General features: G+C 70.0%; 13 protein-coding genes and 1 tRNA gene. 6 read left to right on the top strand and 8 right to left on the bottom strand.

Annotated features, from left to right (window positions below):
* Positions 1-148 precede the first annotated feature (148 nt).
* Positions 149-931: a hypothetical protein gene (locus ACIRR9_RS12945; protein WP_384559910.1), complete on the top strand. Its 783-nt coding sequence runs from the start codon at positions 149-151 to the stop codon at positions 929-931.
* 135 nt (positions 932-1,066) lie between these two features.
* Here the strand turns inward: ACIRR9_RS12945 and ACIRR9_RS12950 are convergent, their stop codons facing one another.
* Complete coding sequence (locus tag ACIRR9_RS12950) at positions 1,067-1,378, bottom strand: hypothetical protein (RefSeq protein WP_403750618.1); 312 nt, start codon at positions 1,376-1,378, stop codon at positions 1,067-1,069.
* Between the two features lie 137 nt (positions 1,379-1,515).
* On the opposite strand from ACIRR9_RS12950, the gene ACIRR9_RS12955 reads away from it, so the two are divergent.
* Entirely contained in the window at positions 1,516-1,746 is a 231-nt protein-coding gene (locus ACIRR9_RS12955; RefSeq protein WP_355716349.1) for a DUF4287 domain-containing protein, read from the top strand.
* A 70-nt stretch (positions 1,747-1,816) separates the two neighbouring features.
* Here ACIRR9_RS12955 and ACIRR9_RS12960 read toward each other — a convergent pair whose 3' ends face one another.
* The 6 genes from ACIRR9_RS12960 to ACIRR9_RS12985 form a co-directional block, all read right to left on the bottom strand.
* Positions 1,817-2,674 carry a Bax inhibitor-1/YccA family protein gene (locus ACIRR9_RS12960; RefSeq protein WP_403750620.1) on the bottom strand — a complete coding sequence of 286 codons (858 nt, stop codon included), beginning with the start codon at positions 2,672-2,674 and terminating at the stop codon, positions 1,817-1,819.
* Positions 2,675-2,909: 235 nt separating this feature from the next.
* A complete protein-coding gene (locus tag ACIRR9_RS12965; protein ID WP_403750622.1) occupies positions 2,910-4,088 on the bottom strand; it encodes a 4-hydroxybenzoate 3-monooxygenase in 1,179 nt (392 codons plus the stop codon).
* 232 nt (positions 4,089-4,320) lie between these two features.
* On the bottom strand, positions 4,321-4,989 hold the full coding sequence (locus ACIRR9_RS12970; RefSeq protein WP_365341106.1) for a hypothetical protein: 669 nt from the start codon (positions 4,987-4,989) through the stop codon (positions 4,321-4,323).
* A 93-nt stretch (positions 4,990-5,082) separates the two neighbouring features.
* Complete coding sequence (locus ACIRR9_RS12975; protein WP_403750624.1) at positions 5,083-6,990, bottom strand: hypothetical protein; 1,908 nt, start codon at positions 6,988-6,990, stop codon at positions 5,083-5,085.
* 89 nt (positions 6,991-7,079) lie between these two features.
* Positions 7,080-7,298, bottom strand: coding sequence for a hypothetical protein (locus ACIRR9_RS12980; RefSeq protein WP_365341110.1), 219 nt, complete (start codon positions 7,296-7,298; stop codon positions 7,080-7,082).
* A gap of 78 nt (positions 7,299-7,376) precedes the next feature.
* Positions 7,377-7,592, bottom strand: a complete 216-nt coding sequence (locus ACIRR9_RS12985; protein WP_185149294.1) for a hypothetical protein — start codon at positions 7,590-7,592, stop codon at positions 7,377-7,379.
* Positions 7,593-7,823: 231 nt separating this feature from the next.
* Between ACIRR9_RS12985 and ACIRR9_RS12990 the strand changes: the two genes are divergently transcribed.
* Positions 7,824-8,222 (top strand): transcriptional regulator, encoded by a 399-nt coding sequence (locus ACIRR9_RS12990; protein WP_384559923.1) that lies wholly within the window; start codon positions 7,824-7,826, stop codon positions 8,220-8,222.
* 178 nt (positions 8,223-8,400) lie between these two features.
* Complete coding sequence (locus tag ACIRR9_RS12995; RefSeq protein WP_384559925.1) at positions 8,401-8,628, top strand: hypothetical protein; 228 nt, start codon at positions 8,401-8,403, stop codon at positions 8,626-8,628.
* A 40-nt stretch (positions 8,629-8,668) separates the two neighbouring features.
* Here ACIRR9_RS12995 and ACIRR9_RS13000 read toward each other — a convergent pair.
* Positions 8,669-8,751, bottom strand: a tRNA-Leu gene (locus ACIRR9_RS13000).
* Between the two features lie 409 nt (positions 8,752-9,160).
* Here ACIRR9_RS13000 and ACIRR9_RS13005 point away from each other — a divergent pair.
* Together ACIRR9_RS13005 and ACIRR9_RS13010 are read left to right on the top strand one after the other, a co-directional pair.
* Positions 9,161-9,934 (top strand): ABC transporter ATP-binding protein, encoded by a 774-nt coding sequence (locus ACIRR9_RS13005; protein WP_365341116.1) that lies wholly within the window; start codon positions 9,161-9,163, stop codon positions 9,932-9,934.
* Complete coding sequence (locus tag ACIRR9_RS13010) at positions 9,934-12,462, top strand: ABC transporter permease (protein WP_403750628.1); 2,529 nt, start codon at positions 9,934-9,936, stop codon at positions 12,460-12,462. The genes ACIRR9_RS13005 and ACIRR9_RS13010 overlap by 1 nt, the downstream gene beginning before the upstream one ends.
* The last annotated feature ends 64 nt before the right edge of the window (positions 12,463-12,526 follow it).

Raw genomic sequence — 12,526 nt, forward strand, 5'->3', positions numbered from 1 at the left:
ATATCACCCCAGGTCAGCGCGGCTACAGGGCCAAACCTCAGGACCAAAGTCCTGTCCGTTTCGTGACGTTACGCACTGACAGCTTGATAGTCCACCCTTCAAGCTGATGTAGGAAGTCGGGGGTCGACTTTGAACCGGGAGTACGTCAGTGAGCGCCATGCCGATCGCCTTGCTGCTCACCACGGCCGCCACGGGCGCCGTGGGCGTCGCTGTCCTGCGCACCGTTCTGAAGCTGCGCCGTCAGGTCGCCGAGCTGCATACCCAGCTTGCCCAGAACCAGGCCGCCACGATGCGCGCCCTTCTGCCGGCGGCTCGTAGCCACGCCGCCGCCGAGGAGATACGCGCCGCGGTCGCCGAGGCGCTGGCCGAGGAGCGGGAGCGGGAGCTGGCCGAGGCGCGGGCCTTCTGGGCCGCACAGGAGGCGCGTGACGCCTCCGACACGCCTTCGCTGCTGGGCCTGGCGGACAGTGAGCTGTTCCTGCCCCGGCAGGGCGACTTCGTGGGCCTGGAGCCGGTGGCCGAGGCGGCCGCGGAGGCCGACGAGTTCACCGGGGAGTCCCCGGAACTGGCCGCGGCCCGCCGGCGTCACCCCTCCCACCCGGACTTCGTGCCGGTGCAGTCGCCGGTGGTGAACGACCATGAGCGCACGGTCGCGACGCTGGAGCAGCTGGCCGAGGCGCAGGTCGAACTCTCCGACGTCCGTCCGGGGCCGCTGGGCACGCTGGACGTCTATGTCTTCGCCGACGGCACGACCCTGTGCATGACGCCGGGGCACCGGGAGACGGCGGAGCGGCTGGCTGCCGCCCTGAACGCCGGTGAGACGCCGTATCTGCTGGGCGGGTCGGGGATCTCGGGCGCGTACACACTGACGTTCGCGTGCGGCGAGGAGAACGTCTACATCCTGGCGGACCGGGTCATAGCGTCACTCTGATTTCGGGGGCGCTCCGGTGCGTTGTCGGGTGCGCCGCCGTCGTGGCTGGTCGCGCAGTTCTCCGCGCCTCCAAAGGGGCGCGGAGAACTGCGCGAGCAACCCCCACACACCCGCACCCGACAACGCACCGCCGCCTCACACCCCCGCCCTCTTCTGCGCCTCCTCCACCAGGCGCACCGCGTCGCCGACCTCGGCATCGCTCTCCAGCACCACCGCCAAGTCGTTCCCGGCCACCGCGATTTGGTCGGCGACCGCGAACATCCCCGCGTCCGGCATCTCGCGCGCCTCACCGCCCGGTTCCTCGACGGTCTGCGCCCAGTTCGCCAACTGCCTGGCCAGCGCCAGCGCCTCCGCGGCGGCCCCCCTCTGCAACCGGCTCTGCGGTGCCGCCCGCAACTTGTCGGCGAAATGCTCCACTGCACGGGTAAGAGGCGTCGTATCAACCACGCCGCGAGCGTAACGCCTCCCGTCGGCTCTCCCGGCAGGACCCGGCTGTCCTGTCATGACTGTTGCCAACACGCCAACACTCAGGCACGGTGACGTGAAGGACCGGCTACAACCCCCTTTGCGCACCGGAGGCGCCGATGTCCCAAGTCTTCTCCGAGGAGACCCATCGCAACATGCTCGCCCGCATCCCCCACTGCACCGGTCGTGAAGTGTCCGACTGGTTGCGCACCGTCGACGAAGGCCCGTCCCTCTTCCGCTTCGAGGAGAAGGTCAGCTGGCTCCGCCACGAACACAACCTCGCGTACGGCCACGCGAAGGCGTTGATCCACGAGTACGACCTGAGGAGGGCGGCGCGCAAACTTCTCTAGGCGCGCACATTCAGACGACGAAGGGCCCCGGGGCGGTGACCCGGGGCCCTTCTCAGCTCACTTGCCGTCGTCAGTCCCTGCTGAAAATCGCCACCAGGCGCAGCATCTCGACGTAGATCCACACCAGCGTCATGGTGAGGCCGAACGCGGCCAGCCAGGCCTCGTTCTTCGGGGCGCCGTACGCGATGCCGTCCTCGATCTGCTTGAAGTCGAGGGTCAGGAAGAACGCGCCGAGCAGGATCGCGATGATGCCGACGATCGCACCGAGCGGACCGAAGCTGCGCAGACCGCCGTTCTCGGCGACGCCGAACGCGACCAGCAGCAGGTTGACCGCCATGACCACCACGAAGGCGATGGCGATGGACATGCCGATGCGGGCGTAGCGGGCGGTGACGCGGATCCAGCCGGCCCTGTAGACCAGCAGGGTCGCACCCGAGACCGCCATGGTGCCGAGCACCGCCTGGAACGGGGCGCCGCTCCACTGCGTGTTGTACATCTCGCTGATGACGCCGAGGAAGACGCCCTCGAAGGCGGCGTATCCCAGGATCAGCGCGGGCGACGGGGTGCGCTTGAAGCTCTGGATCAGCGCCAGGACCATCGCCACGATCGCCGAGCCGAAGGCCAGGCCGAAGCTGGTGCTGGAGACCGGCAGCAGGGCCCAGGCGAGGACCGCGCCGACGGCGACGGTGCCGAGCGTCATCGCGGAACGCGTGATGACGTCGTCCATCGTCATATGGCCGGTGGAGACCGGGGCCTGCGGCGGGGCGCCCTGCTGGAGGTCCTGCTGGGCGTAGGGGTTGTTCGCGTACGGGTTCTGCGCGTACGGGTTGCCCTGTGCGTACCCGGCCTGCGGCGCGGTGTTGAAGCCCGCGTAGCCGTTGTCGCGGCTGAACCCCCGTCGCGAGAAGACCGGGTTGCTGCTCCTCATTTCACTCCTCCATGGCCACCGTGCGTGGCCTTGGCGTCAAGGGTAATGGATTGGCAAAAGATTGACCCTGGTACCTGAGGAGGATCTTTCCCTCACCGTGCTGCGCAACACGCTACGCGGACCCCTGATTCCCGGCCACGGAGGGCTTCATTCCATGACGAAGCCGCTACACGACCGGAATCGGCCAGAGATCCCCCGGATGTCCTCAGATGGCCTCAGGTGCCCCCAGATGCCCTCAGGCATCCAGGGGGAACCCGGTGTAGGCCTCCGCCAGGTCGGTCTCGGCCGCCCGGGAGGAGGCGATCCGGCCGAGCCGGGCCAGCTGCAGCCGGGCGTCGAAGGGGGTGTCCTCGGGGCCGGTGTGCAGCAGGGTCGTCATGTCGTACGAGAAGCGCTCGGCCTGCCAGATCCGGCGCAGACAGGTCGCCGAGTAGGTCTCCAGGAGCTCGGGCGAGCCGGTCTCCTTCTCGTGCGCGAGGGCGCGGGCGAGGGTGACGACGTCGCCGACGGCGAGGTTCAGCCCCTTGGCGCCGGTCGGCGGCACGATGTGGGCGGCGTCCCCGGCGAGGAAGACCCGGCCGTGCCGCATGGGCTCGTGGACGTAGGACCGCATGGGTGTGACCGACTTCTGGGTGATCGGCCCGCGCTCCAGGCGCCAGTCGTCGTCGGTCTCGAAGCGCCGCTCCAGCTCGTCCCAGATCTCCTCGTCGCGCCACGCCTCGGCGTGGGTGCCGGCCGGCACCTGGAGGTAGAGGCGGGAGACGGACGGGGAGCGCATGGAGAGCAGGGCGAAGCCGCGGTCGTGGCGGGCGTAGACCAGTTCGTCGTGGGAGGGGGCGACATCGGCGAGGATGCCCAGCCAGGCGTAGGGGTACGTCCGCTCGAAGACCCGGGAGAGTCCGGCGGGGAACGCCTTGCGGGCCACTCCCCAGAAGCCGTCGCAGCCGACGACGTACTCGCACTCCAGGACGTCCTCCCGGCCCTCGTGCCGGAACCGCACGCGTGGCCGCTCGCTCTCGGCGCCCTCGACCTCCAGCGCCTCCGCCTCGAAGAACAGCGGGCCGCCCTCCTTGAGCTGGAGGGCGATGAGGTCCTTGCAGACCTCGGTCTGGGCGTAGACCATCACGGACCGGCCGCCGGTCAGGCCGGGGAAGTCCACGCGGTGGCGCTGCTTCGCGAAGCGCAGTTCGATGCCGTCGTGGCGCAGGCCCTCGCGGTCCATGCGCTCCCCGGCGCCGGCCGCCCGCAGCACGTCCACCGTGCCCTGCTCCAGGATCCCGGCGCGCTGGCGGTGTTCGACGTAGCTGCGGTCGCGGCTCTCCAGGACGACCGAGTCGATGCCCGCGTTGTGCAGCAGCCGCGCGAGGAGGAGCCCGGCGGGTCCGGCTCCGATGATGCCGACGGTGGTGCGCATCGGTCGTTCCCTTCCACTGATGTTCGCGTGATCCGGTGTCCGCGCGAGCCGATGTTCGTCTGGTGAAATTTACTTCACCGATTTCCTCCGAGTCTCCGTCCGGTCGTACCCCATGTCAATGGACACACCCGAGGACACGCCGATGTCCGCGGCGCGCACGTGACCGGCCGCCCGGCCCGCCGGAGGCGGTCGTGGGCCGGGCGGCCGGATCACGGGACGACGATGCTCGGGGTCAGTGGCCCGGCCAGCCGTCCAGGTGGCGGTGCAGGGTGACGTCGGTCTTCGGGTCGCCCTTGGGGGCGTTCGCGACCGCGTCGTGGAGGACTGCGGTGACCTCGCCGGCCAGCCCGTCGACCTTCGAGCGCAGCTCGGCGGCGGGCAGGGTGGAGCGGGTCAGCGCGTCGAGCCGGCGGTGGATGTCGTCGAGCTTGCCGCGGGTCGCGCTGTCGAAGCTCAGCGCGGTCGGCGTCGAGACCACGAACTGGTAGGCGCCGGCCAGGGTCTGGCAGCCCGTGCACTCCTTGTTGGCGGCGTCGCTGAGGTTCACCGCGTTCAGGTGCGTGTGCTCCCCGCCGATCGTGACGATCTGGAAGGACAGCGCGACCGACCGGCAGTGGTCGTCGGCCGAGCAGCCGGCCCCGACCGCGTTGGCCTGGTTGCGCGCGGTGGCGGCGTTGACCGTGCCGAACTGACGGATCGTGAACGAGTCACTGGTCTGGGTGTGGTGACCCCGGTCCGCGTGGCTGAAGACGTGGTCGGAGGCGAACGCGGCGTGCGGCGCGAGGGTGGCCGCCTGTGCCGGTACCGCGGCCGCCCCGGCGACCCCGGCGGCGAACAGGCCGAGCCCGAGGGCCCGTCGGGTGAGCGGGCTCGGAGTGCGTGGTTTTCGGTGAATGCTCATGAAGTGCTCCTGTGCTGTGCTGCTGCGATGGATGGTTCGGTGACCATGGGCCGCCGCGGTACGGCTGGTACGGCGGCGGCCCGGTGCCGCTCGTCAGGACGTGGCCGGTGCCGGGCTGGCCGGCGACTCGCTGACCGGCGGCGAGGACGGGCTGGAGGGCGTCGTGGACACCGGCACGCTCTCCGACGGTGTGGGCGTCGGGGTCACCGGGACGCTCGCCGACGACGAGGCCGTCGGGCCGGTGACCGTTCCCCCGCCGGTGGGCGCCGGTGACGTGGCCTCCCGGCCGGGGCGGCCCGACACGGAGGCGGACGGCGACGCGGAGGCGGACGCCCCGCGCGACGTCGACTCGGCCGAGGGCCCGGCGCTCGCCCCGGGCGAGGCGGCCGGCACACCGGACACCGTGTCCGACGGGGAGCCTGAGCCCGTCGGTCCCTCCGGGGTCGAGGCCTGCCGTGTCGGCGGTTCCTCGGTCGGCACCCCCGGCTGGAGGATCGGTGCGATCGGCGGCTGCTTGGGCAGCGGCTTCGGGGTCACCCCGGACACCCAGGCGTAGCTGAGCCCGGTGAGCGCGGCCAGGGCGAGCGCGCAGACCACGAGCCGGAGCGCGGGCCGGCCGTCCGTCGACCGCTTGGCGGCCCGGAAGATCCGCCCGCCGATCTTCACGGACAGATAGACCACACCGGCCATCGGGCACAGCAGCATCACGGAGCCGATGGTCCCGACCAGGCCCTCGACGATCTTCCCGTCCATGAACGCCGAACCGGTGCCCATGAGCTGCTCGGTCAGCGAGCGGGTCATCGTGGTGAGGATCCGGGGCAGGTTCCACATGGCGTAGCCGAGCTCGCCGATGATCAGCGGGACCATCGTCAGCGTCCAGGTGGCGACGATCGCGCGGGCCGACTTCTTCAGCCCGGCGACCTCCTGCCGGGCCGTGTCCCCCTTCGCCCCCGGCACCAGGCTCAGCAGGATCGGTTTGATCTTGCCGTACAGGTCCGGGACCCCGGCCAGGTCGCCGAGGATGTAGTAGCCGTCCAGCCGTACGGCCGGCATCAGCTGTTCCAGGATCTCGAAGTGCCCGAGGTAGACCGTGGCCAGGAAGAACTGCGCGCCGGTGGCGAAGTAGGCGCCCGCCATGGCCAGCATGAAGACGACGTTGAAGTAGACGCCGCCCAGGTCGGTGCGGAGCCGGCCGCCCCGCCCGATCCGGTAGACGTCGGTGACGTCGGTGTACATCGAGGGCCAGATGAGGAAGAGCCCGCACCCGATACAGCCGGGCCGGGCTCCTCCGTATCTGCACGCGGAGGCGTGACCGAACTCGTGGAAGACGAGGGAGGCCACGGTGAGCACGAAGACGACGAGGATCAGGACCGGCTGGTCGAGTACCTGCAGGACGGGCTCGATCGCCCCGAAGAACCCGAACAGCCAGACGTCCATGGCTATGGCCGAGCCCAGCACCAGCGCGACCACGGCCGGCCGGTGCAGCCATGCCAGCGAACGCGCGATCTTCATCGTGCGCCGCTCGTTGAAGATGACCCGGTGGCCCTTGAGGGCGAGCAGCAGGTCGGAGCGCGGGGCGTCGACCTCGTCGTCCTCCTGGCCCTCCGGGACCGTCACCCCCAGCGGTTCCAGCTTCTTCTCGACGAGGAAGCGGATGTTCTCCCCGCTGACCTCGCGGCCGAAGCGGGCGCTGACCCGGTGGGCGATGGCCTCGGCATCGCGGACGCCGTCGACCGACGACGCCACCAGGTACAGCAGCCTGGACAGCTGTACGACCTGCCCGTCCCCCCGACGGGCGATGTACTTGGGCTCGGTGAAACCCGACCCCTGGTACTCGCCGTGCAGCCGCAGTCCCGCGCTGAGTCTCGGGACCGGCGACGGCGCCTCCACCACCGGCAGGTTGCCCGTCGCCACCTGCTCGTAGGTCACCGGCCAGCCGCCGGGTCCGGGCACCGGGCCCGTGTCGTACAGCGCGGCGGTCCCGTCTCCGAGCACCGTCATATGTGGTCTCCCCCCGGATCCCCCATGAAGTTCCCCCCCGATGCCCAAGAGCGCCACCGCCGGGGCGACGGCGGTGGCGCTCGCGGGGACTACTGGGTGACGCTGATCGTCTGCGCGGCGGCCGACTCGGCGGACGACCAGGCCGAGTGGTCGTTCAGCGCGGCGGACTGGTTGGTCGCGTCGATGTTGGCGATGTGCTTGGTGACGTTGACCGTCTTGCCGAAGCTGAACTTCAGCTTGCCCAGGGCCTCGCGGCCCGGGAGCAGCTCGGCGGACTCGTTCTCCAGCTCGTTCATGTCCATGCTCATGACGGATGTCCTTTCGTTGCGTGTGCGGTGAGAGTGAGGTCGGTCGCGAGGGTCCCGGCGCCGTGCGCCGGGACGGTGTTACTGGGTGACGCTGATGGTCTGGGCGGCGCCGGAGTCGGCCACCGACCACGAGGAGTGGTCGTTCAGGGCGGCGGACTCGTTGTGGGCGCTGATGTTCGCGACGTGCTTGGTGACGTTGACCGTCTTGCCGAAGCCGAACTTCAGCTTGCCCAGGGCCTCACGACCCGGCAGCAGCTCCGCGGACTCGGCCTCGAGCTCATGGGCGTCCATCATGATCTTTTCCCCCTCAGGGATAGACATTTCCGATCGGAACGAGTCAGGTTCCCCCCGGACTCTGTCCAATCTGGTCGGACGTGCTGTCCAACGAGATTGGACACTACGGGCTCGGAGACCCCTCGCGCAACCCCTTCGGAAAATCACCCTCTCGGCCGATCGCCGACCCGACCGTAGAATCGGCCGCGACATGGCGGACTCCGCCGGCGGCGAGCAGGAAGTGACGGGTCAGTGGCCAACGCACTGCAGCAGTTGATCCGCGAGCACCTCGACCGCAAGGGCTGGTCCTACGGTGACGTGGCGCGCCGCGGCTCCGTCCCCCGCTCCACCGTCCACCACCTCGCCACCACCGAGCGCCTGGTCCGCATGCCCCAGACGACGACCCTGGAAGGCCTGGCCAAGGGGCTGGAGCTCCCGCTGGAGGCGGTGCGCCGCGCCGCCGCCGAGGCCTGCGGGATCCACGTGTACGACACCTCGCCGGACGCGGAACCGGACGGCGCGGCCGCCGACCCCGAGGTCGCGCTGCTCATCGCGAGCGTCCAGAAGCTGTCGTCCGACGACCGCCGGCATGTCGCCGCACTGGTCGAGTCCCTGCTGGACCGCGCCCCCAGGTCCTCCCGGGAGAAGTGACCGCCATCGGTCCACTCCCGGACGTTCTTCCGCCAAGTCGGAAAAAGAATCCGACTCCGCACGAAAGCGGGAAGATCCAGGGCTAGTCTCTCGTCCTGCCCGGGAACGCGAGAGCCGCTCGACCACGGGCTCTCAGGGGGAAGATGTGTTGTTCGTGCACGGCGGACCCGCAACGGCAGTGGTCCGAGGCCCTGACGGCGAGTCCGTCGTCCTGCTGTCCGGGGAACTGCCCGAGGTGCTCACCGACGCCTCGGTCACCGAACTCCTGGACCTGGCCGCCGCGATCCTGGACGCCGAGGAACTGATCCTCTTCGAGGAGTGCCTGGGCGCCCTGCGCCGCAACGGAATGCGCGCGGGCCGGCGCGTCGAGGTCGACGGCGCCGTCCTGACGGTCTACGAGGGATGAGCCGACGCGCCTCCGAGGAGGCGCGCGAAGGCGCGGGAAGTGCCCGGAACCGGACTTGAACCGGTACGCCCGCGAGGGGCAGCGAGGTTTAAGCTCGCCGTGTCTGCATTCCACCATCCGGGCAGGCCATGGGCTCCGCTACGAGTTCCCGAGCCTATCGGGGAGGCGTCCCCCGAACAGCGGACGGGTCCCCCATGTTGTCTTATTTTATTGACGTCTGAGGGAGCATCAGCCCCTGGAACGAGCCATCCGCACTTGCCAATAGCGTTACGCGCGGTGGGTGCGCGCGTACGCGGAATGACGGAATTTCACCGTCCGAACAAGGGGGCTCCACCTGTTCTCGACGATTCGGAGCAAGCGCTTCCCATCGGAGTCTCAGGGTCCGCCGTCATCCCCAGGTATGACCTCGGCCCCCTCCGGTCCCCCCTTGGTCGGCCTCCGGAACGGGAACTGCGGCTGACTACACGGGCCGGTGCGCCGGAGACGATGGTCCGGCCGTACGAACAACGCCGTCCCGACAGGAGCCTCTTCCGTGTCCACCACACCCATCGCCGACCGGCGGACCACCTCCGTGGCCGCTCGCGCCACGGACCTCTCGAAGATCTACGGCCAGGGCGAGACCCAGGTGGTCGCCCTGGACCGGGTCACCGTCGAGTTCCGGCAGGCCGAGTTCACCGCGATCATGGGGCCGTCCGGCTCCGGCAAGTCCACGCTGATGCACTGCGTGGCCGGCCTCGACACCTTCTCCTCGGGTTCCGTGCGGATCGGTGACACCGAGCTGGGCTCCCTGAAGGACCGCCAGCTGACCAAGCTCCGCCGGGACAAGATCGGGTTCATCTTCCAGGCGTTCAACCTGCTGCCGACGCTGACCGCACTGGAGAACATCACCCTCCCGATGGACATCGCGGGGCGGAAACCGGACAACCAGTGGCTGGACAGCGTGATCCAGATGGTCGGCCTCAAGGACCGGCTCAGCCACCGTCCCTCGCAGCTCTCCGGCGGCCAGCAGCAGCGCGTCGCCGTCGCCCGCGCGCTCGCCTCCCGGCCGGAGATCATCTTCGGCGACGAGCCGACCGGAAACCTGGACTCCCGCTCCGGCGCCGAGGTGCTGGGCTTCCTGCGCAACTCGGTGCGTGAGCTGGGCCAGACCGTCGTCATGGTCACCCACGACCCGGTGGCCGCCTCGTACGCGGACCGCGTGGTCTTCCTCGCGGACGGCCGGATCGTCGACGAGATGTACCGGCCGACGGCCGAGACGGTCCTCGACTTCATGAAGCAGTTCGACGCGAAGGGCCGCACCAGCTGATGTTCCGCACCGCCCTGCGCAACGTACTCGCGCACAAGGCCCGGCTGCTGATGACCGTGCTCGCCGTCATGCTCGGCGTCGCGTTCGTCTCCGGCACCCTGGTCTTCACCAACACCATCTCGGACGCCTACCAGAACAGCTCCGCCAAGGGCTTCAAGGGCGTCGACGTCGCCGTACAGGCCAAGTACCAGGACTCCAAGGGCGACCAGGTCGGCAAGGTGCCCGACCTCACCCAGGCCGTGCTCGACAAGGCCGGGAAGGTCCCCGGGGCCGCCTCCGCCACCGGGGTCGTCTCCGGCTTCACCGCCATCGCCGACAAGCACGGCAAGCTGATCGGCGGCGGCTGGCAGTCCGCGGGCGGCAACTACTGGGGCACCAAGGACGCCCGCTACCCGCTCGTCAGCGGCCACGCGCCCAGCGGCGCCGACCAGGTGCTCATCGACTCCAAGACCGCCGAGCGGGCCGGCTACAAGGTCGGCGACACCGTGCGCATCTCGGTGAACGGCCCGGTCCTCACCCCGACCATCGCCGGCATCTTCACCACCGACGACGGCAACGTCACGGCCGGCGGCAGCCTCGCCCTGTTCGACACGGCGACCGCGCAGCAGCTGTTCGGCAAGAAGGGCGCGTACGACGAGATCGACGTGACCGCGAGGTCCGGCACCGGCCAGGCCGCCCTCAAGTCCCAGCTGGACCAGGCGCTTCCGCAGAAGCTCGTCGAGACCACCACCGGCAAGAAGCTCGCCGACGACCAGGCCAAGCAGATCGCCGACGGCATGAGCGGCCTGCGTCAGGGCCTGCTGGTCTTCGCCGGCATCGCCCTGTTCGTCGGTACGTTCATCATCGCCAACACCTTCACCATGCTGGTCGCCCAGCGCACCAAGGAGCTGGCGCTGCTGCGGGCGGTGGGCGCCTCCCGCCGCCAGGTCACCCGCTCGGTGCTGATCGAGGCGTTCGTGGTCGGCGCGGTGGCCGGGGTGACCGGCCTGGCCGCCGGTATCGGCATCGGCGCCGGACTGCGCGCGCTGATGGGCTCGTTCGGCGCGTCCGTCCCGGACGGTCCGCTGGTCGTCACCCCCGGCACGGTCGCCGCCGCGCTCGCCGTCGGCGTGGTCATCACCATGCTGGCCGCCTGGCTGCCCGGCCGCCGGGCCGCGAAGATCCCGCCGGTCGCCGCGATGAGCGCGCTGCACTCGGCGCCGACCACCAAGTCGCTGGTGCTGCGCAACACGATCGGCGCCCTGTTCTCGGCGGCGGGCGTGGCGGTGATCCTGGCGGCGACGACGATGAGCGGCAGCGACGGCCAGGCCCCGATGGGTCTGGGCGCGGTCCTCCTCATCATCGGCGTCTTCGTCCTCACCCCGCTGCTCTCCCGCCCGCTGATCGCGGCCGCGGCCCCGCTGCTGCGCGGGTTCGGCGTCTCCGGGAAGCTCGCGCGCCAGAACTCGGTGCGCAACCCGCGCCGTACGGCCGCCACCGCCTCGGCGCTGATGATCGGGCTGACTCTGATCACGGGCATGACGGTGATGGCGGGCAGCCTGCAGAAGTCCATCGACAAGATGGCGAGCGCGGCGATCCGCGCGGACTACGTCGTCTCGATGGCCAACCGCAACCCGCTCTCCCCCGACGTCGCGAAGAAGGTCGCGGCCACCGACGGTGTGACCGCCTCCAGCCCGCTGCGCAACGCGGCCTCCCGGATCGACGGCGGGACCGAGTTCCTCACCGGCGTCGACGGCTCGGCGATCGGCAAACTGACCGACCTCACGGTGGACAGCGGTTCGTTCAAGGTCGGCGGCTCGGACGTCGTCGTGGACGACGACACCGCCAAGTCGCACGGCTGGAAGGCCGGTTCGGTCTTCACCGTCCACTACGAGGACGGCAGGGCGCAGCGGCTGACGGTCGCCGGGGTCTACGAGGGCAACCAGATGATCCGCGGGATCATGCTGGACAACACCACCCTCACCCCGCACGTGACCGACCCCGCCGACATGCAGGTCATGGTCAAGACGGCGGACGGCGCGACCGCCGCCACCAAGGACAGGCTGGAGAAGGCGCTCGGCTCCAACCCGGCGATCCAGGTCCAGGACAAGCAGGACCTGTCCGACTCCGTCGCGCAGGTGTTCACACTGATCCTGAACATGGTCTACGGCCTGCTCGCGATGGCGGTGATCGTCGCGGTCCTCGGGGTCATCAACACCCTGGCCATGTCGGTCTTCGAACGCTCCCAGGAGATCGGCATGCTCCGCGCGATCGGCCTGGACCGCAAGGCGGTCAAGCGGATGGTCCGCCTGGAGTCCCTGGTCATCTCGCTCTTCGGCGGGGTGCTGGGCATCGGCCTGGGCGTGTTCTTCGGCTGGGCGGCCGGTCAGTTGGTCGGCGCGAAGATGCCGACGTACGAACTGGTCCTGCCCTGGACCCGGATGGCGGTCTTCCTCCTCCTGGCCGGCACGGTCGGCATCCTGGCGGCCCTGTGGCCGGCCCGGCGGGCGGCGAAGCTGAACATGCTGTCGGCGATCAAGTCCGAGTAGCGGTACGCGGCAGCGCCGTACGCACCACGAAGGGGCCCCACGTTCGCCGTGGGGCCCCTTTCGG

The organism is Streptomyces sp. NPDC101234 (assembly GCF_044767525.1).
Lineage (GTDB): Bacteria > Actinomycetota > Actinomycetes > Streptomycetales > Streptomycetaceae > Streptomyces > Streptomyces sasae.

Excerpts from the sequence above, each read along its gene's own strand:
- ACIRR9_RS12970 (WP_365341106.1), bottom strand. The coding sequence starts at position 4,989 with ATGAGCATTCACCGAAAACCACGCACTCCGAGCCCGCTCACCCGACGG.
- ACIRR9_RS12975 (WP_403750624.1), bottom strand. The coding sequence starts at position 6,990 with ATGACGGTGCTCGGAGACGGGACCGCCGCGCTGTACGACACGGGCCCG.
- ACIRR9_RS12985 (WP_185149294.1), bottom strand. The coding sequence starts at position 7,592 with ATGATGGACGCCCATGAGCTCGAGGCCGAGTCCGCGGAGCTGCTGCCG.
- ACIRR9_RS12960 (WP_403750620.1), bottom strand. The coding sequence starts at position 2,674 with ATGAGGAGCAGCAACCCGGTCTTCTCGCGACGGGGGTTCAGCCGCGAC.
- ACIRR9_RS12980 (WP_365341110.1), bottom strand. The coding sequence starts at position 7,298 with ATGAGCATGGACATGAACGAGCTGGAGAACGAGTCCGCCGAGCTGCTC.
- ACIRR9_RS12965 (WP_403750622.1), bottom strand. The coding sequence starts at position 4,088 with ATGCGCACCACCGTCGGCATCATCGGAGCCGGACCCGCCGGGCTCCTC.
- ACIRR9_RS13010 (WP_403750628.1), top strand. The coding sequence starts at position 9,934 with ATGTTCCGCACCGCCCTGCGCAACGTACTCGCGCACAAGGCCCGGCTG.
- ACIRR9_RS12955 (WP_355716349.1), top strand. The coding sequence starts at position 1,516 with ATGTCCCAAGTCTTCTCCGAGGAGACCCATCGCAACATGCTCGCCCGC.